The organism is Rhodococcus sp. NPDC003322, assembly GCF_053589555.1.
In genome coordinates this window covers 704,099-723,035 of record NZ_JBSFSC010000003.1, presented here as the reverse complement: position 1 = coordinate 723,035, position 18,937 = coordinate 704,099, and the positions used below count along the sequence as shown (strand labels likewise).

17 protein-coding genes are annotated in these 18,937 nt (G+C 69.3%); 8 read left to right on the top strand and 9 right to left on the bottom strand.

Translation table 11 applies throughout. From position 1 onward, the window contains the following. Positions 1 to 12: 12 nt before the first annotated feature. Entirely contained in the window at positions 13 to 1,977 is a 1,965-nt protein-coding gene (gene dxs, locus ACWDUM_RS15605; protein WP_450134644.1) for a 1-deoxy-D-xylulose-5-phosphate synthase, read from the bottom strand. 283 nt (positions 1,978 to 2,260) lie between these two features. On the opposite strand from dxs, the gene glsA reads away from it, so the two are divergent. The 3 genes from glsA to ACWDUM_RS15590 are packed head-to-tail and all read left to right on the top strand — an operon-like array spanning position 2,261 to position 5,945. Continuing rightward, positions 2,261 to 4,105, top strand: a complete 1,845-nt coding sequence (glsA, locus tag ACWDUM_RS15600; RefSeq protein ID WP_450134643.1) for a glutaminase A — start codon at positions 2,261 to 2,263, stop codon at positions 4,103 to 4,105. A gap of 41 nt (positions 4,106 to 4,146) precedes the next feature. After that, positions 4,147 to 5,112 carry an ATP-binding cassette domain-containing protein gene (locus ACWDUM_RS15595; protein ID WP_450134642.1) on the top strand — a complete coding sequence of 322 codons (966 nt, stop codon included), beginning with the start codon at positions 4,147 to 4,149 and terminating at the stop codon, positions 5,110 to 5,112. Next, positions 5,109 to 5,945: an ABC transporter permease gene (locus ACWDUM_RS15590; protein WP_450134641.1), complete on the top strand. Its 837-nt coding sequence runs from the start codon at positions 5,109 to 5,111 to the stop codon at positions 5,943 to 5,945. The genes ACWDUM_RS15595 and ACWDUM_RS15590 overlap by 4 nt, the downstream gene beginning before the upstream one ends. 51 nt (positions 5,946 to 5,996) lie before the next feature. On the opposite strand, the gene ACWDUM_RS15585 is transcribed toward ACWDUM_RS15590, so the two are convergent. The 4 genes from ACWDUM_RS15585 to ACWDUM_RS15570 form a co-directional block, all read right to left on the bottom strand. After that, positions 5,997 to 7,580, bottom strand: coding sequence for an MDR family MFS transporter (locus ACWDUM_RS15585; protein WP_450134640.1), 1,584 nt, complete (start codon positions 7,578 to 7,580; stop codon positions 5,997 to 5,999). Beyond that, positions 7,577 to 8,065, bottom strand: coding sequence for a MarR family winged helix-turn-helix transcriptional regulator (locus ACWDUM_RS15580; RefSeq protein ID WP_450134639.1), 489 nt, complete (start codon positions 8,063 to 8,065; stop codon positions 7,577 to 7,579). Before ACWDUM_RS15580 ends, ACWDUM_RS15585 begins: the two co-directional genes overlap by 4 nt. Positions 8,066 to 8,245: 180 nt before the next feature. Further along, positions 8,246 to 9,514: a class I SAM-dependent RNA methyltransferase gene (locus tag ACWDUM_RS15575; RefSeq protein ID WP_450134638.1), complete on the bottom strand. Its 1,269-nt coding sequence runs from the start codon at positions 9,512 to 9,514 to the stop codon at positions 8,246 to 8,248. Then, positions 9,511 to 11,517, bottom strand: a complete 2,007-nt coding sequence (locus tag ACWDUM_RS15570; RefSeq protein ID WP_450134637.1) for an APC family permease — start codon at positions 11,515 to 11,517, stop codon at positions 9,511 to 9,513. Before ACWDUM_RS15570 ends, ACWDUM_RS15575 begins: the two co-directional genes overlap by 4 nt. Before the next feature lie 178 nt (positions 11,518 to 11,695). On the opposite strand from ACWDUM_RS15570, the gene ACWDUM_RS15565 reads away from it, so the two are divergent. From ACWDUM_RS15565 to ACWDUM_RS15555, 3 genes are all read left to right on the top strand, one after another. Next, on the top strand, positions 11,696 to 12,361 hold the full coding sequence (locus ACWDUM_RS15565; protein ID WP_450115927.1) for a potassium channel family protein: 666 nt from the start codon (positions 11,696 to 11,698) through the stop codon (positions 12,359 to 12,361). Positions 12,362 to 12,428: 67 nt separating this feature from the next. Beyond that, entirely contained in the window at positions 12,429 to 13,091 is a 663-nt protein-coding gene (locus ACWDUM_RS15560) for a potassium channel family protein (protein WP_450115926.1), read from the top strand. 85 nt (positions 13,092 to 13,176) lie between these two features. Beyond that, positions 13,177 to 14,718 carry an MFS transporter gene (locus ACWDUM_RS15555; RefSeq protein ID WP_450134636.1) on the top strand — a complete coding sequence of 514 codons (1,542 nt, stop codon included), beginning with the start codon at positions 13,177 to 13,179 and terminating at the stop codon, positions 14,716 to 14,718. Positions 14,719 to 14,922: 204 nt separating this feature from the next. Here ACWDUM_RS15555 and ACWDUM_RS15550 read toward each other — a convergent pair whose 3' ends face one another. Continuing rightward, on the bottom strand, positions 14,923 to 15,621 hold the full coding sequence (locus tag ACWDUM_RS15550) for a DUF3159 domain-containing protein (RefSeq protein ID WP_450134635.1): 699 nt from the start codon (positions 15,619 to 15,621) through the stop codon (positions 14,923 to 14,925). Positions 15,622 to 15,693: 72 nt separating this feature from the next. Then, a complete protein-coding gene (locus tag ACWDUM_RS15545; protein WP_450115924.1) occupies positions 15,694 to 16,071 on the bottom strand; it encodes an OB-fold nucleic acid binding domain-containing protein in 378 nt (125 codons plus the stop codon). Between the two features lie 139 nt (positions 16,072 to 16,210). Between ACWDUM_RS15545 and ACWDUM_RS15540 the strand changes: the two genes are divergently transcribed. Next, on the top strand, positions 16,211 to 16,924 hold the full coding sequence (locus ACWDUM_RS15540; RefSeq protein ID WP_450134634.1) for an alpha/beta fold hydrolase: 714 nt from the start codon (positions 16,211 to 16,213) through the stop codon (positions 16,922 to 16,924). On the opposite strand, the gene ACWDUM_RS15535 is transcribed toward ACWDUM_RS15540, so the two are convergent. Beyond that, on the bottom strand, positions 16,921 to 17,742 hold the full coding sequence (locus ACWDUM_RS15535; RefSeq protein ID WP_450134633.1) for a DUF3710 domain-containing protein: 822 nt from the start codon (positions 17,740 to 17,742) through the stop codon (positions 16,921 to 16,923). The two genes, ACWDUM_RS15540 and ACWDUM_RS15535, sit on opposite strands and share 4 nt — an antisense overlap. Then, entirely contained in the window at positions 17,742 to 18,239 is a 498-nt protein-coding gene (gene dut, locus ACWDUM_RS15530) for a dUTP diphosphatase (RefSeq protein ID WP_450134632.1), read from the bottom strand. Before dut ends, ACWDUM_RS15535 begins: the two co-directional genes overlap by 1 nt. A 90-nt stretch (positions 18,240 to 18,329) precedes the next feature. Between dut and ACWDUM_RS15525 the strand changes: the two genes are divergently transcribed. Next, positions 18,330 to 18,794 (top strand): DUF3093 domain-containing protein, encoded by a 465-nt coding sequence (locus tag ACWDUM_RS15525; RefSeq protein ID WP_450134757.1) that lies wholly within the window; start codon positions 18,330 to 18,332, stop codon positions 18,792 to 18,794. The last annotated feature ends 143 nt before the right edge of the window (positions 18,795 to 18,937 follow it).

Here is an 18,937-nt window from a genome sequence, read left to right as displayed (position 1 = left end):
CGGCACTCCCGGTCACGGCTTCGGGGTGACGATGTCGCTGTCCGCGGCGTTCGGGGCGGCCGGCGCGTCCTCCTCGGAACGGAGCCCGGCCACCCAGCCGGTGATCTGGCGGGCGAGGTCCTGAGCGGTCAGGCCGACCTCGGCGAGCACCTGGTCCCGCGAGGCGTGGTCGAGGAACCGCTGCGGAACGCCGACGTCGCGTGCGGGGGTGTCGATGCCCGCGGCCCGCAACGCTGCGGAGACCGCCGAACCGATGCCGCCGTGCACACCGCTGTCCTCGACGGTGACGACCATCGAGAAGTCGCGGCCCATCTCGACGACCGGACGCGGCACCGGCAACACCCACCGGGGGTCGACGACCGCGGCCGAGATGCCCTGCTGCGCCAGTCTGTTCGCGGTCTCCAGCGCCATCGCGGCGAAGGAGCCCACCGCCACGATCAGCACGTCGCCGCGCCGCTGCGGTGACACGTCATCGCGCCGCGATGGTGGCATCGCCAGCACGTCGACCCCGTCGATCCGCTCGAGCGCCGGGATGTCGTCGCCGACCGCGCCCTTCGGGAACCGCACGGCCGTCGGGCCGTCCGAGACCGCGAGTGCCTCACCGAGCTCCTCCCGCAGGGTGGCGGCGTCCCGCGGCGCGGCCGCCCGCATGCCCGGCACGATCCCCAGCAGCGAGAAGTCCCACATGCCGTTGTGGCTGGCGCCGTCGGGGCCGGTGACGCCGGCGCGGTCGAGGACCAGCGTGACCGGCTGCTTGAGCAGTGCGGCGTCCATCAGCAACTGGTCGAAGGCGCGGTTGAGGAATGTCGAGTACACGGCGACCACCGGGTGCAGGCCACCGAGTGCCAGGCCCGCAGCGGACGTGACCGCGTGCTGTTCGGCGATCCCGACGTCGAACATCCGGTTCGGGAACGCCTCGCCGAACGCGGCCAGGCCGGTCGGGCCGGGCATCGCAGCGGTGATCGCGACGACGTCCTCGCGTGTCCGCGCCCGAGCGATCAGCTCGTCGGAGAACACCGAAGTCCAGTCCTGGACCGGGGCGCTGGTCGAGCGACCCGTCCGGGGATCGATTACTCCGGTCGCGTGCATCTGGTCGGCCTTGTGGTTCTCGGCCGGCGCGTATCCCATGCCCTTGCGGGTGACGGCGTGCACGAGCACCGGGCCGCCGAAGTCCTTGGCCCGCCGCAGCGCCGACTCCATCGCCGCCTGATCGTGGCCGTCCACCGGGCCCAGGTACTTGATCCCGAGATCGGTGAACATCACCTGCGGGCTGACGATGTCCTTGATGCCGGCCTTCATGCCGTGCAGGAACTGGTATGCGGCGCGGCCGATCCACGGCACCTTCTTGACCATTCTCCGACTGTTGTCGAGGACCTTCTCGTAGCCGGGCTGCAGCCGCAGCGCCGCGAGATGGTCGGCGAGGCCACCGATGGTCGGCGCGTACGAGCGACCGTTGTCGTTGATCACGATGACGACCGAGCGGTCCCTGCCCGCGGCGATGTTGTTCAGGGCCTCCCAGCACATGCCACCGGTCAGCGCACCGTCACCGACGACGGCAACGACGTGTCGGTCCTGTCCGGTGAGCGCGAACGCCTTCGCCAGCCCGTCCGCGTACGACAGCGCCGCCGACGCGTGGGAGGACTCGACCCAATCGTGTTCGGACTCCGCCCGGCACGGGTAACCCGACAGGCCACCCTGCTTGCGGAGCGAGTCGAACCCGTCCCGGCGACCCGTCACGATCTTGTGCACGTATGCCTGGTGGCCGGTGTCGAAGAGCACCGCGTCCTTCGGCGAGTCGAAGACCCGGTGCACCGCGAGGGTCAGCTCGACCACGCCGAGGTTCGGTCCCAGGTGCCCGCCCGTCGCGGACACCTTCTGCACCAGGAACTCGCGCACCTCGGCGGCGAGCTCACGCATCTCGGCGAGGGTCAGACCACGAAGATCACCGGGCGTCTGAACTCGAGAAAGAACACCCAACGAGATCGCTCCCTCCGCAGTACTGCGCAACAACCCGCCGACCGACCACCGGTCGACCCGGTCAGTCTACGGAGCCCGGTATCCGAACACCGCCAGGCATACCGTCGGACGCTGTCGTGCGGCCGCGCTGCCTGGTCCATTATGCCTTCCGCGGTGAGTCACCTCACAGGTCGCGCCGCCCGGGAGGGTCTCCCGACCTGCACGGCCCGGGACGGTCTCGACCTGCCCGGCCCGGGACGGGCTCGACCTGCACGGCGCGGCCGGGAGTGACAACCTGGTCCGCATGCGCACTGTCGTGGACACGATCATCGGCGAGGTGTACGAGCGGTGTCTGGGCAACCGGGCCGGCGCCCTCGCCGACTACATCCCCGAACTGGCCGAGGTGCCGCCGGACACGTTCTCACTGTGTGTGGCCACCACCGACGGCCACGTCTACGAGGTGGGAGCGTCGAACCTCGAGTTCACCATCCAGTCGATCTCCAAACCACTCACCTACGGACTCGCCCTCGCCGACAACGGCCCGGACGCCGTCGCCGCCAAGATCGACGTCGAACCGTCCGGAGAGCCCTTCAACGAGATCAGCCTCGACCCCGTCACCGAACGGCCCCGCAACCCGATGATCAACGCGGGTGCGATCACCGCCGCGTCCCTGATCGCCGGTGCCGACCCGGCCGCGCGGTTCGAGCGGATCCGCCGCTGCTACTCGGCATACGCGGGGCGGGAGCTGACAGTCGACGAGGCCGTCTACACGTCGGAGGCACGAACCGGGCACCGCAACCGGGCGATCGGCCACATGCTGCGTTCGTTCGGCATCATCGCCGACGATCCCGACGAGGCGGTCGACCTGTACTTCCGGCAGTGTTCGATCAACGTCACCTGCCGCGACCTCGCGTTGATCGCGGCGACCCTGGCGAACAACGGCACCCACCCGCGGACCGGCCGCGTCGCCCTGTCCCCCGCCCACGTCGAGCAGGTGCTCTCGGTGATGACGTCCTGCGGCATGTACGACGCGGCCGGAGAGTGGATCACCCAGGTCGGACTGCCCGCGAAGAGCGGGGTCGGCGGCGGGGTGCTCGCGGTGCTGCCGGGCCAGATCGGCATCGCCGTGCACTCCCCTCGTCTGGACTCGCACGGGAACAGCGTGCGCGGGGTCCAGGTGTGCCGCGAGTTGTCGAAGTCTCTCGAACTGCACTTCCTGCACGTCACCCGCGCGGCCCGGTCGGCGATCCGGTCCAGCTACACCGTCGCGGAGGCGCCGTCGCGGCAGCGTCGCACCGATGCCGAGCGGGCGACACTCGATCGAGACGGTCGACGGACGCGCATCTACGAACTGCACGGGGACCTGCTGTTCGCGGGCGCCGAGTCCGCGGTCCGGGCCATCAGTGAGCGCGTACAGGACCTGGAGGCCCTGGTCGTCGACCTTCGTCGCGTCGACGAGGTCGGTGACGTCGCGCGCCGCATGCTCACCGAGATGCGCACCGACCTCGATACCCGAGGCCTGCCCTGCGCCTTCGTCGATCCCGACAGCCACCTCGGGAACACCGCTTCCAGCCTCGACCCGTCCGGACAGGGCCGGGTCTTCGTCGACCTCGACAGCGCTCTGGAATGGGCGGAGACCGTGGTGCTGGACCGGCACTGCGCCGCGGGCCGTATCCCCGAGTCCATCGAGCTCACGGACCATCCGCTGCTCGCAGACCTCGACGAGCACCAGCTCGAGCTGGTGCGAGCCGAACTCGATTTCGTCGACGTGCCCGGCGGGCACACCATCGTCCACCGCGGCGACGAGGGCATCGGGATCGCGCTGATCCTGTCCGGACGGATCAGCACCGTGGTCGCCGGACCGAACGGCACCGGGAAAAGGATCTCCACGCTCGCTCCCGGCATGACGTTCGGGGAGATTCCCACGTTGACCGGCCGCACCTTCCTCAACGACGTCCGTGCCGACACACCGGCCCGCATCGCGGTGATGGGCCCCGGCCGGTTCGCGAAGCTCACCGATGCCGCGCCGACCCTGAAACTGTCCATCCTGAACCGGCTGGTGACCGGCGCGTATGCGCAGCTCGATTCGGCGATTCGCGGCATTTCCGTGCAAGGAGACACCGCGCCGGGCGACGCCGTCATTCTGTAATTGCGTTGCCCGGTCCGCCGAAATCGGACAGTCTGAACCCCATGTCCGACCTCGCGATCGACACCAAGGGACTCGTCAAACGCTTCGGCAGCAACGTCGCGGTCGACGGCGTCGACCTCGCCGTTCCCCGCGGCGGCGTCTACGGCGTACTCGGCCCGAACGGTGCAGGCAAGACCACCACCATCCGCATGCTGGCCACCCTCCTCGACATCGACGGCGGGACCGCCCGGGTCCTCGGACACGACGTGGTCCGCGAGGCCGACACCGTCCGCAGCAAGGTCGCCCTGACCGGGCAGTTCGCATCGCTCGACGAGGACCTGACCGGCACCGAGAACCTCGTCCTGCTCTCCCGCCTGTACGGCTTCTCCCGATCCGCCGCCCGCGCCCGCGCCGACCAGCTGCTGGCCGCCTTCGAACTGTCGGAGGCGGGCGGCAGACAGGTGAAGAACTACTCCGGCGGCATGCGGCGCCGACTCGACATCGCCGCCTCGATCCTCGTCACCCCGGAACTGATCTTCCTGGACGAACCGACCACAGGTCTCGATCCCCGCAGCCGCAACCAGGTCTGGGAGATCGTGCGCGCACTCGTCGCGGGCGGCACCACCGTGTTGCTGACCACGCAGTACCTCGACGAGGCCGACCAGTTGGCGGACCGGGTGGCGGTGATCGACCACGGGCGCGTCATCGCCGAGGGCACCACCGGCGAGTTGAAGGCGTCCGTGGGGTCCGGTGCCCTGCACGTGCGGGTCGCGGACCCGAACCGACGCGCCGACGCCGCCGACGTGCTCAGGGCGGCGCTCGGCGTCGACGTCACCGTCGAATCCGATCCCGCCGCACTGACCGCCCGCATCGACGACAGCGAGCGCGTCGCCCGCGCCCTGCCCGCGCTGAACGAAGCCGGGATCACGGTCACCACCTTCGCCCTCGGGCAGCCGAGCCTCGACGAGGTGTTCCTCGCCCTGACCGGCCGGCCCGCCGACTCCGACCTCGAGGAAACCCCGGCATGACGACCACCACAGTCACCACCTCACCCGCCGCCGCGGTGAGCGCCGCCCTTGCCCTCGACGGACCCCGGCCGAAGCGCTCCGGCGCGGTGGCGGCGTCGCTGTCCTTCGGGTGGCGGGCCCTGCTGAAGATCAAGCACGTCCCCGAGCAACTGTTCGACGTGACCATGTTCCCGATCATGTTCACGCTGATGTTCACGTACCTGTTCGGCGGCGCGCTGGCCGGCTCGACCGAGGCGTACGTGCAGTTCCTGATCCCCGGCATCCTGGTGCAGACGGTCGTGATGATCACGATGTACACCGGGCTGACGTTGAACAAGGACATCGCGAAGGGCGTCTTCGACCGATTCCGGTCGCTGCCGATCTGGCGGCCGGCCCCGCTGGTGGGCGCCCTGCTCGGCGATCTCGTCCGCTACACGATCGCGTCGGTGATCGTGATGGTGCTCGGCCTGATCCTCGGGTTCCGGCCCGCGGGCGGGGTGGTCGGGGTGGTCGCCTCCGTGGCGTTGCTGCTGCTGTTCTCGTTCTCGATGTCGTGGGTCTGGACGATGTTCGCGATGTTGATGCGCACCGAGCAGGCGGTGATGGGCGTGTCGATGTTCATCCTGTTCCCGCTCACCTTCGCGTCCAACATCTTCGTCGACCCGTCGACGATGCCGGGCTGGCTGCAGTCGTTCGTGAACGTGAACCCGATCAGTCACCTGGTCACCGCGATCCGCGGGCTGATGGCCGGTGACGTGAGCGCCGCGCAGCTGGGCGTAGTGCTGGCCTGGTGCGCCGGCTTCGTGATCGTCTTCGGGCCGATCACGATGCGGCTGTACAACCGCAAGTCCTGAGCACGCGAAAGGCCCGGTCCCTGCTGTGGGACCGGGCCTTTCGTGTGCGCTCTACACCTTGGCGTACTCCTGATCCGCCTCGGACGGCTTCAGGTCGATCGTGGTGCGCAGCGGCTTGTTCGGCAGCAGACTCACCGCGATCAGCGTCACCACGGAGACGACGGCGGCGATCAGGAAGATCCGGCCCGTCGCGTCGCCGTAGGAGGCCCGGATCACCTCACGCACCGGCTCGGGAAGGGTGGCGAGATTGAGGTTCCCGCCGCCGCCCGGGGTGTGCGAGTCGATGCCGAGCTTCGCGAAGCCGGCGGCCGTCAGCTCCGTGACCCGGGTGGCCAGGACCGAACCGAGCACCGAGACACCGATCGCACCGCCGAACGTGCGGAAGAACGCGACCACGCTCGACGCCGCGCCGACGTTGTGGACGCTCACCGTGTTCTGTACCGCGAGCACCACGTTCTGCATCAGCATGCCGGTGCCGAGGCCGAGCAGCGCGATCATCAGGCCGATCACCGGGATCGCGGTCTCGTGATCGACGGTCGAGAGCAACGCGAAGCCGATCACCTGCAGCGTGGCACCCGCGACGACAAATCCCTTCCATTTGCCGAACCGGGTGATCAGCTGACCCGACACCACGGAGCCGGTGAGCATGCCGAGCACCATCGGGATGGTCAGGAGGCCCGCTTCCGTCGGCGAGAAGCCACGCGCGGTCTGGAAGTACTGGGTGAGGAAGGTGGTGGCACCGAACAGACCGATGCCGACGGCCACCGACGCGATGATCGCGAGAGCTGTGGTCCGCTCGACGACGATCTTGAGCGGGATGATCGGCGACGATGCCTTGCTCTCCACCACGACGGTCGCGATCAGCAGCAGCAGGCCGGCACCGACCATCAGCGCGGACTCGGTGGAGATCCAGTCGTAGTAGGTGGCCTTACCCGCGAACGACACCCAGATGAGCAGCACGGACACGCCCGCGGTCAACAGGGTGGCACCGAGCCAGTCGATCTTCACGCCCTCGACGCGAGTGGTGTCGATGTGCAGCGTCTTCTGCAGCAGGAACAGGGCGACGACCGCGAGCGGCACGCACACGAAGAAGCACCAGCGCCAGCCGAGGCTGTCCGCGATCACACCGCCGAGCACCGGCCCGCCCGCCATCGACACCGCCATGACGGCACCCATGTAGCCCGAGTACCGACCGCGATCGCGCGGCGGGATGATCGTTCCGATGATGGCGACGACCAGCGCGGTCAGACCACCCATGCCGATGCCCTGGATCACCCGGGCACCGAGGAGGATCGGCACCGTCGACGACAGGCCGGCGATGACGGACCCGATGACGAAGATGACGATCGAGGACTGGACCAGCAACTTCTTGTTGTACAGATCCGAAAGCTTGCCCCAGATCGGCGTGGACGCCGCGGTGGCGAGCAGCGAGGTGGTGATCACCCACGCGTACTGGGTCTGGCTGCCGTTGAGGTCACCGATGATCGTGGGCAGCGCCGTGGACACGATGGTCGAACTGATCAACGCCGTGAACAGGGCGGCGAGCAGCCCGGCGAGCACCTCGAGGATCTCCCGGTGTGTCATCAGCTGCTCCGGCGGGGCGTGGTGCCCGACGGTGGATTCGGTGGTGGTCATGCGCGAGATCCCCCTTTGAGTGGTGCGGTGGCGCCGGTCACGGGGGTCCGAGCCGGTGACGAGAAGGTCTGTTTGAGGTGCCGCAGCGCGGCCAAGGCGTCTTCGGCCTCGCCCTGACTCCAGTCCGCGAGCATCCGCCGGAGACGGGCGGCTCGCAGTTCCCTGTTGTCGGCGAGGAACCGGACTCCGGCGTCGGACAGCTGCACCAACGAGGCCCGACCGTCGGCCGGGTCGGTGCGGCGTTCGACGAGACCCGCGTCGACGAGGTCGGCGATCTGCCTGCTGAGCGACGACTGACTGACGCACAGGTTCACGGCGAGCTCGTTCTGCCTGCACGGCGCGGAACCCGCGAGAACGTGCAGGACGCCGAGCAATGCGGGCGGCAGCCCGGATTCGTCGGCGTTGCCGAGCAGGTTGCGCAGGGTACGACCGAAGAGGAACACCTCCTCCACCAGGTCTTGCGCGGTGGTGGTCTGCACGGTCATGACGGGAAGCCCCCAGGAAAAGTAAAACCAACTTTAATATGCTTGCGTTATGCAAGTATATATTGATTGCATTATGCAAGCAAGTAGAGGCGGGGTCGCCGGGGTGTGATTCACAACCCACCCGCCGGCGGAGGCCACACGTCCGGGCCCGCGAGGCGCAGCACGCCGCAGCGCGGACCCTCAGCGCTGCAGCAGCGCGATGCACTCCATGTGATGGGTGAGGGGGAAGGCGTCGAAGGCCCGCACCTGCGCGAGCCGGTACCCCTGCCCCAGATAGAGGCCGACGTCACGGCCGAAGGCCGCGGGATCGCAGCCGATGTGCACGATCGTGTGCGGCCCGGCGGACGCGACGGCCTCGATCACTGCGCGGCCCGCGCCGGACCTCGGCGGGTCGAGGACGACCGTCGACACCGGGCCCGGGAGCGCGGTGACCAGGTTCTCCACCCGCGACGACTCCAGCCGGACCTGCGGCAGATCCGACAGCGCGCGCCTGCCGTCCTCGACGGCTCCGCGGCTCGACTCCACCGAGACGACCGTGCCGCGCTCCCCCACCTGCCCCGCGAGCGCGGCGGCGAACACACCGACCCCGCCGTACAGGTCCCAGGCGGTGTCACCTGCGCCGAGCCCCGACCATTCGGCGACCACCTCCGAGTACCGCTGCGCCGCCCCGCGATGCGCCTGCCAGAATCCGGTCGCCGACAGCTCCCACTCCCGGTCACCGACACGCTGCACGGCGCGCCCGCTCCCGAGTACCACGTGTTCGCGGCGCGGCCGGGCCGTCGCCGCCCTGCGGGCGGTCGCGCCGCGCCTGCCGGGGCTCCGACGGCCGGTGCGGCTCACCTGGGCCGGTTCGATCTCGACCACGTGCCGGTCTCCCGCCGCGTCCACGGTGACCTGCAGTTCGCCACCGGGACGCCAGGACCGCTCGGCCAACCCGTCGTAGACACCCGAAACTGGTTGCGGGCAGGCGAGATTCGTGATCACGTCCGAGCTGCGATAGCCGTGGAAGCCGGCGCGGCCGTCGGCGTCGACAGCGAGCCGCAGCCGGGTGCGCCAACCGGCGCCTGCCCCGGTTCCCGGCAGCTCCTCGACCTCGACGTCGCGCTCGACCCCGGCGAGACGGTGCAGTTGTTCGGCGACCACCGACGATTTCATCGCCCGCTGCGCGGACAGGGTCGCGTGGGACAGATCACAGCAGCCCGCGCCGCCGGGCCCGGAGATCGGGCACAACGGATCGACGCGATCGGCCGAAGCCGAGATGATCTCCACCGCGTCGGCCCGGCAGTAGGAACCCCCGCGGTCCTCGGTGACGCGGGCCCGCACCACCTCGCCCGGCAGCCCGTGCCGGACGAACACGACGCGGCCCTCGTACCGGGCCACGCAGAACCCGCCGTGACCCGGATTGCCCAGCGTGACCTCGAGCTCCCGGCCGTACCAGTTCTCGCTCACTGCTTCACGTTTCCTTCGGGCGCGTCGAATCCGCGTCGGGTCCCGCCGGGGCCGGTCGGCACGGTGTAGCGCTTGACCCGTTCGGACGAGGTCAGCTGCCACGGCACCGACGTCACCATCACACCGGGCTGGAACAGCAGCCGGCTCTTGAGCCGCAGTGCACTCTGGTTGTGCAGGATCGTCTCCCACCAGTGGCCGACGACGTACTCGGGGATGAAGACGGTCACCACGTCGCGGGGTGAATCCCGGCGCACCCGGCGGACGTAGTCAAGCACCGGCTTGGTGATCTCCCGGTAGGGCGACTCGATCACCTTGAGCGGCACCGTGATGTCACTCTTCTCCCATTCGCGCACCAGCGCGCGGGTGTCCGGTTCGTCGACGTTGACGGTCACCGCCTCGAGCGTGTCGGGGCGGGTGGCACGGGCGTAGGCCAGTGCGCGCATCGTCGGCATGTGCATCTTCGAGACCAGCACGATCGAGTGGGTACGGCTGGGGAGCACCCCGTCCCACTCCTGCTCCTCGAGTTCGGCGGCGACGCTGTCGTAGTGCCGCCGAATGGACTTCATCAGCACGAAGATCGCGACCATCGCGACGATCGCGATCCAGGCACCGGCCGCGAACTTGGTGAGCAGCACGATCACCAGCACCGCACCGGTCATCGCCAGGCCGATCGAGTTGATCACCCGCGAGCGCTGCATGTGCCGCCGCTGTGCGGGATCGGTCTCGTCCCTCAGGTGCCGGGTCCAGTGCCGGATCATGCCCGTCTGACTGAGCACAAACGAGACGAAGACGCCCACGATGTAGAGCTGGATCAGCTTGGTGACCTCGGCGCCGAACAGCACCACGAATGCGATCGCCGCGCCGGAGAGGAAGAGGATGCCGTTGCTGAACGCGAGACGGTCGCCGCGCGTGTGAAGCTGACGCGGCAGGTAGCGGTCCTGCGCGAGAATCGAACCCAGGACCGGGAAGCCGTTGAAGGCGGTGTTCGCGGCCAGGACGAGGATCAGGGCGGTGACGATCGCGATGAAGAAGAACCCGATCGGGAAGCCCGAGAACACCGCCTCCGCGATCTGCGCGATCAGCGTCTTCTGGTGGTAGTCCGCGGGCGCTCCGATGAGCTGGGTGGCCGGATCGTGCGCGTACACGACACCGATCTTCTGGGCCAGGATGATGATGCCCATCAGCAGTGTGATGGCGAAGGTGCCGAGCAACAGCAGCGTGGTCGCCGCGTTGCGGGACTTCGGTTTCCGGAACGCCGGTACTCCGTTGGAGATCGCCTCGACACCGGTCAGCGCCGCGCATCCGGACGAGAAGGCGCGAGCGATCAGGAAGGCGAACGCGATCCCGTACAAGTGCGAGTCCTCCGCAGCGAGTTCGAATCCGGACGACACCGCGCGCACGTCCTCGCCGAGCACGTAGATCCGGAACAACCCCCAGCCGAGCATCGCGAACATTCCGACGATGAACGCATAGGTCGGAATCGCGAACGCGGTCCCCGATTCCCGGATCCCGCGCAGGTTCATCGCGGTCAGCAGCACGATCGCCGCGACCGCGAACAGCACCTTGTGCGTCGCGACGAACGGGACCGCCGATCCGATGTTCGATGCCGCCGACGAGATCGACACCGCGACGGTGAGCACGTAGTCGACCATCAGGGCGCTGCCGACGGTGAGGCCGGCGTTCGGGCCGAGGTTGACGGTCGCGACCTCATAGTCGCCGCCGCCGGACGGGTAGGCGTGCACGTTCTGCCGGTAGCTGGCGACGACGACGGCCATCACCACGCAGACCGCGAGCCCGATCCACGGGGTGAACGCGTATGCGGAGATGCCGGCCACCGACAGGACCAGGAAGATCTCCTCCGGCGCATAGGCCACCGAGGACATCGCATCGGATGCGAAGACCGGGAGCGCGATCCGCTTGGGCAGCAGGGTGTGCCCCAGCTTGTCGCTCCGGAACGGTCTACCCACCAACAGCCGCTTCGCAGCGGTCGAGAGCTTTGACACCGCCAAAGCGTAAGCCGTCGGCACCGATCCGGCGCCATCCGCACCGAACACCGCAGATTTCGGCACGCGTGCGGGCACCCGCCGATCAGGAGCGGTACCGTTCGGGTTCACAAGGAAGCGGTGCCGTGTGCACGGCACGAGAGACAGCTCCGTCGAGACCGGAGCGGAGGGGCCAGCGGTGTACGTAGTCGTGATGGGGTGCGGCCGGGTCGGATCGGCCCTCGCGGCCGGGCTGAACCGGATCGGCCACGAGGTCGCGATCATCGACCGCGACCCGGAGGCGTTCCGGCGCCTCGACCCGGAGTTCACCGGGCAGCGGGTCGTCGGCATGGGCTTCGACCGCGACGTGCTGATCAAGGCGGGAATCGAGCGGGCCGAGGCATTCGCCGCGGTGTCCTCGGGCGACAACTCGAACATCATCTCCGCGCGCGTGGCCCGGGAGACCTTCGGCGTCAACCGGGTGGTCGCACGGATCTACGACGCCAAACGCGCAGCGGTGTACGAGCGGCTGGGCATCCCGACGGTGGCCACGGTGCCGTGGACGACGGACCGGTTCCTGCACCACCTGACACTCGAGTCGCACACCGCGAAGTGGCGGGATCCGACGGGCACCGTCGCGGTCGCAGAGCTCGACCTGCACGAGGACTGGGTCGGGCACAAGGTCACCGAACTCGAGGAGTTCACCGGTTCCCGTGTCGCGTTCCTCATCCGCTTCGGCACCGGCGTACTGCCGAACCTCAAGACGGTGATCCAGGCGGACGACCAGGTGTACATCGCCGCCGTGTCCGGCACCGTCGCCGAGGCCGTGGCCCTCGCGACGACTCCCCCGCCGGCGGACGAGTGAGACCACCGACACCGTCCCGAGTACCCGCGAGCGGGACCGCTCACCACTACCCGATCGGATGTACCCGATGAGAGTCGCAATTGCCGGAGCCGGCGCCGTCGGCCGTTCGATCGCCCGCGAACTGGTCCGCGGAGACCACCACGTCATGCTGCTGGAGCGCAAACTCGAGCACGTCGACCCGGAGGCGATTCCGGAGGCGCACTGGGTGCATGCCGACGCCTGTGAACTCGGGCTGCTCGAGGCCGCCAAACTCGAGTCGTACGACGTGGTGATCGCCGCCACCGGCGACGACAAGGCCAACATCGTGGTCAGCCTGCTCGCCAAGACCGAGTTCGCGGTCCAGCGCGTCGTGGCCCGGGTGAACGATCCCCGCAACGAGTGGCTGTTCGACGAGTCCTGGGGTGTCGACGTCGCGGTGTCGACGCCGCGGATGCTCGCCTCGCTGGTCGAGGAGGCGGTCTCGGTCGGAGATCTGGTGCGGCTGATGACATTCCGGCAGGGTCAGGCGAACCTGGTGGAGATCACCCTGCCTCCCGACACCGCACTGGCGGGCAAGCCCGTGCGCCGGATGCAACTGCCTCGCGACGCCGCGCTGGTCACGATCATCCGCGGCGGCCGGGTGATCGTGCCTCAGCCCGACGACCCGATCGAGGGCGGCGACGAACTGGTTTTCGTGGCCTCGGTCGAGGTGGAGGACGAACTGCGCGAGGCGGTCGGCCTGACCCGCTGAGCGGGCCGGCCACCGGGCCCTTGTCGACGGATTTTCCCAGGGGTTACCGTCAACGGGTTGCAGCTCTCGTTTCGAGGTGACCGTCATGGTCGTCACATCGAAGAACTCCGTCTCCACGCGCCGTCGCTGGTGGGCGCTCTCGGCGCTCGCCGTTGCGATGCTCACCATCGGACTGGACACCACCGTTCTCGTGGTGGCGCTCCCCACGCTCGCCGTCGACCTGGGCGCGAGCACCGAACAGTTGCAGTGGTTCGTGTCCTCTTACACGCTCGTGATGGCCGCGGCGCTGCTACCTGCCGGTGCGATCGGCGACCGGGTCGGCCGCAAACGCCTGCTCGTCGGCGCGATGACTCTGTTCGGTGTCGCGTCACTGCTCTGCGCCTTCGCCGGCACCGCCGGGCAGCTGATCGCCGCCCGGTCGCTCCTCGGCCTGGCCGCGGCCGTGATGATGCCGATGTCGCTCGCGGTACTGCCGGTGCTCTTCCCCGGCCGCCGCGAGCAGGCCCGGGCGTTGTCGGTGTGGGTCACCGCGACGGCCGTCGGACTCCCTCTCGGCCCGTTGGTCGGCGGCTGGCTGCTGCAGCACTTCTGGTGGGGGTCGGTGTTCCTGATCAACCTGCCGCTGGTGTGTGTCGGGGTCGTGGCGGTCGCGGCCCTGGTGCCGGAGTCCCGGTCCAAGCAGAAGATTCCGTTCGACCTGCCCGGTGCCGGACTGGCCAGCACGGGACTGTTCGCCCTCACCTACGGATTGACGCGAGCGGGCACCTCCGGATGGTCCGATGCGGTAACCCTCTGCGCTCTGGCGGTCGCGGCGGCACTGCTGGCCGCATTCGCGGTTCGGCTCCGCATCGCGGCCCATCCCCTCGTCGACCCCTCGCTCTTCACCGTTCGCGAATTCACCTGGGGTGCAACGCTCTCGACCCTGATGACCCTGGTGATGTTCGGTCTGTTCTTCGCGCTGCCGCAACTGCTGCAGTCCGTCCAGGGCAACGACGCCCTGACCACCGGGGTCAAACTCCTGCCGCTGATCGCAGGACTCGCGGCAGGCGCCCGGATCGGCGACGCCCTGGGCAACCACCTCGGCCCCGGTGCGGTCGCCGCACTCGGCTTCGGGGTCCTGGCCGGTGGCGCCGCCCTCGGCACCGTCACCGGGGCGGACACCGGCTACGGCCTGGTCGCCACCTGGTTCACCGTCGCGGGACTCGGGCTCGGGCTGGCACTGCCGGTGATCATGGCCGCCGCCGTCGGTGCCCTGTCCGAGGAGCGGGCCGGATCCGGAGCGGCGCTGCTCCAGGCATTGCGCCAGGCCGGCGGGACGATCGGGGTCGCCGTCCTCGGCACCGTTCTGAACTCCGTCTACCGGGCGAATCTGGACACCGGAGCGCTCCCTCAGCCGCTCGCCGAGCGGGCACGTCAGGGTGTGCCCGCCGCCGACGAAATCGCCCGCCGACTCGACCTCCCACAGCTGTTGCGGTCGGCGAACGGCGCATTCGTCGACGGCCTGGACGCCGTGCTGTGGGTGACCACGGCGGTGGCAGTGGTCTGCGCGATAATCGCGGCGGTGACGCTGTCGCTGCGACCGGGTCCCGAGACCGGACACCCTGCCGAGCGACCCGGCGTGGGCTGATCCCGACGAAGCGGACAGATACTTCGCCTTTCACAGGAATTACGGCACTTCGGATTTGCCTGATTTCCGCGCAATCGGTCCGCTAACGGACAAAGACATTTCGACGGCGTACTAATATCGGGAATTCATCCATTCGAATGAAAAATCGCGCAGAAGATAACAATTTCCCCGCAGTTCCATAACGCATCGAAGGTCGATCCGAAGCTACGAACGGGTGTCCCGATCCGAATCCTGCGGGTTCGCGTCCACCGCCCCGTCGTCGACCCCGGCGTCGTCGAGCGTGTCCGCGTCCAGTGCCTCCGCATCGACCGCCTGGTCCGCCCTGCGCACCGCCCAGACGGTCACCAGCAGAACCAGCGCCGTCAGCGGCCAGCCCATCCCGATCCGGGTCACTGCGAGCCACCCGGTGTGATCGGTGTCGTAGAGCTGCGACTGCACGAGGTACCGGGCACCGAAGACCACCGCCCACGCCAGGGTGGCGATGTCGTAGGCCCGGATCGCCGCCCGCGACCGACGCCAGCTGTTGCCGTGCCCGTTGAGGAAGCCCCACACCACGCCGACCAGCGGCCACCGCACGAGAATCGACACCACGAAGGCGCCCGCGTACAGCAGCGACGTGTAGATCCCGAACAGGAAGTAACCCTTCGCGTCACCGGTCCGGTGTGCGATGAACGCGCAGATCCCGACCCCGATGAAACCCGAGATCGCCGGTTGCACGGTGCCACGCACGACCAGCCGCCACACCAGCACCGCCGCCGCGACCCCGAGCGCGGCCCAGATCGCCGCGGTCAGGCCGAAGAAACTGTTCACCGGGACGAACGCCACGATCGGCAGCGTCGAGTAGACGAGCCCGCTGATACCGCCGAGCTGTTCGAGGATGGTGGGCTGCTGCCTGTCGGTCACCACACGAGGGTGCCACATCGCGATCGAGGTGGGCACCGGCCGTCACCCGGAGCATTCCACCTGCGGAAGCTCCTACGAGTCGCCGAGCAGTTCGTAGTAGGGGTTGTAAATGACCTTCTGCCCGTTGCGGTCCCCGAGCCTGCCTCGGACCAGCAGCTTCTTTCCGGTCTCGATCCCGGCGATCCGGCGGCGGCCGATCCACACCAGCGTCACCGGATCGGTGCCGTCGAACAATTCCGCCTGCACGGTGGCGCTCGACGACTTGGAACAGGACTCCACACTGCGCAAGCGGCCCTGCATCGTCACCTCCTCGCCGTGCCGGCAGTCACTGGCCCGCTGGGCCCCCGACGCCTGCGAGGACTCCGCCATCTCCTCCGCGTCGAGTTCGTCGAGATCTCCGGTCAGCCGCCGGGACAGTCGTCGGAAATATCCGTTGGCCGCGAGTGCCATTGCGCGCTCCTCCGAGCAGGTACGGTGCGATCCCTCGCCCCGCTTGTAGGTCTGTGTGATCGCCACTGTAGACCCACTTCCGAACCGGTCAACAAGACCGCCTGCAGACCGTCCACGGACGGCCGTGCACTATCGACGTATGGCACAGCTGACGCTGCCACCGGTCGCGGTGGCCCTACCCGGAACCGGGTCCGATGCCGACTTCGCCGCGCGCGCCTTCACCGGCGCGTTGTCGCAGGTCGGAGTCCATGTCGTTGCCGTCGATCCCGACCCTCGCCGGGTGGTCGGCAGCTATCTCGACGCGCTCAATGCCGCCGCCGAACACGGCCGCGTGCTCGCCGCGGGGATCTCGATCGGCGCCTCGGTCGCGCTGGAGTGGGCGACGCGACACCCGGACCGCGCGGTGGGCGTCCTCGCGGCACTGCCCGCGTGGACCGGTGACCCCACCGATGCCCCCGCCGCGATGAGCGCCACGTTCACCGCAACCCGGCTCCGCGCCGACGGACTCGAGGCCGTCACCAGCGCGATGATCGAAACCTCACCCGCGTGGCTGGGCGGGGAACTGGAACGCTCCTGGCGGTCGCAGTGGCCGCACCTGCCACTCGCACTCGACGAGGCCGCCGGGTACCACGGCCTCACCGAGGACGAGATGGCGCACACCGCGGTACCCGTCGGCATCTGCGCCGCGATCGACGACGCCGTGCACCCGATCGAGGTCGCACAACTGTGGACGCGGATCCTCCCGGACGCCGCCCTCCACACCGTCACCCTCGACCAGGTCGGCGCCGATCCCGCCGTCCTCGGCCGGAACTGCCTGAACGCGCTCCTGGAGGCGGCCGGCCAGCGGAGCTAGTTTCGGTCCATCTGCTGCATCGCCGAGCCGGAACCGCCGGGTCGATGCTCCGGCGGCGTCGCGTCCCGTTCCTGCTGGGCGAGCGCCGCGGCCTCGGCCGCCTGCTGCTGCGCCACGGCCTGCTGCTCCGCGGCCTGCTGCTGCGCCAGGACCTGCTGCTGCTGGGCGGCAACCAACTGCTCGGCCAGCACCTGCGGCAGGATCACCGGCAGCGGGGTCCGCACCGGGTGCGGTTCGTCGCCGCGGCGGACGACGGTCTCACGCAGCACCTCCCGCGCGATCTGCGCGAGGGGTGCGTCCGCACCGGCGGAGCCGGCGGGCCCGGCCGCGACACAGCGGATCATCCAGCGGTACCCGTCGATGCCGATGAACCGCAGGTCGGCATTGGGCGTCACCGCGTGAAGTTCGCGCCCCCATGGTCCGCCCTGGACCGTCACCTGCGCGTTGTCGGTGCGCAGCGAGTCGGCCAGGTCGGCGGTCACCTCGCGCCACTGCCCCGGAGACTTCGGGGCGGCGTACGCGGCCACGGTGATCCGGCCGTGCTGCGTCACCAGGTGCACCGCCTGCGGTGACCCGTCGGGCGCCATCTCCACCTGGATCTGGCCGCCGTCGGGCACCGGAACGAGAACCGAGCCCAGGTCCAGGCGCCCCTCGGCCGGATCGACGTCCAGGTCGTTCACGTCATAGGGACCGCGATCCTCGGTGCCGAGCGCCGGGAACTCGTCGGTGACGGCCGTGGGGTCGGTGTCGTCCACCGGGACATTCGCCGAGTACGACTCGTCGGCCGCCGCGGCGTCCTTCTTCTTCCGTCCGAACATCAGCGTGCCTCTTCCTCGGCCGGGCCCGCCGCCGCGTGCAGCAGCGCATGCCCACCGCTCGAACCGTGTCCACCCGCGCCTCGGCTCGTGTCGTCGAGCGAGTCGACCTCCATGAACGTCACCAATTCGACGCGCTGCACCAGCAGCTGCGCGATCCGGTCGCCTCGGCGGATGTCGATCGGGGTGCGGGTGTCGTGATTGATCAGGCAGACCTTGATCTCCCCGCGGTATCCGGCGTCCACCGTTCCGGGGGTGTTCACCACCGACAGCCCCGACTTCGCGGCCAGGCCGGAGCGGGGATGGATCAATCCCACCGTCCCCAGCGGCAGCGCCACGGCGATGCCGGTGCCCACCAGGGCCCGCTCGCCGGGCTCGAGGGTCACGTCGACGGTCGAGCAGAGGTCGACGCCGGCGTCACCCTCGTGGGCACGTCGCGGCAGTGGTATCTCGGGGTCGAGGCGTAGCAGCTCGACGGCAGGAAGATCGCTCACGTGCACCGAGACTACTCTGAGTGTGTGTCTGCGAACCCCCGACCTGGGAACCACGAATCGACGTCCGTCCACAACACGGCCGCCACCGCACCACCGATCTATTCCGAGCGGCTCTGGGTCCCGCTGTGGTGGTGGGTTGCGGGTCTGGCGGTCGCCGGCCTGCTCGCGGCCGAGGTGCACATGGGAGCGCCGAGCATCCTCGCCTGGGTGCCGTACGTGCTGCTGCTCCCCTTCCCCGTGTGGGGCCTGCTGTGGCTGAGCAGATGGCGGGTCGAGGTCACGCCCGGCGCCGACGGCGGTCCGGGCGAGCTGCAGATCGGGCGCGCCCACCTGCCCGTCGACGTGATCTCCCGGGTGGCGGTGGTGCCGCCGTCGGCGAAGTCCGCCGCGCTCGGCCGCCAGCTCGATCCGGCCGCGTTCGTGCAGAACCGCACCTGGGTCAAGCCGATGCTGCTGATCCTGCTCGACGATCCGGACGATCCGACACCGTACTGGCTGGTCAGCACCCGCCGCCCGCACGAGCTGGCCGCGGCACTGGGCTGGAAGACCACCGCGTCGTAGCCGTACCCGAACGACGAGCGCCCGGTCCGAACCGGATATCCAGGTCGGACCGGGCGCTTGCTCGTCCGGGCGCGGGGTCGGTGCGCGACACCGCCGCACCTCACCGCCGGCCGAGCCTCCACGGGCTCGGTCGCGAGCGGGTT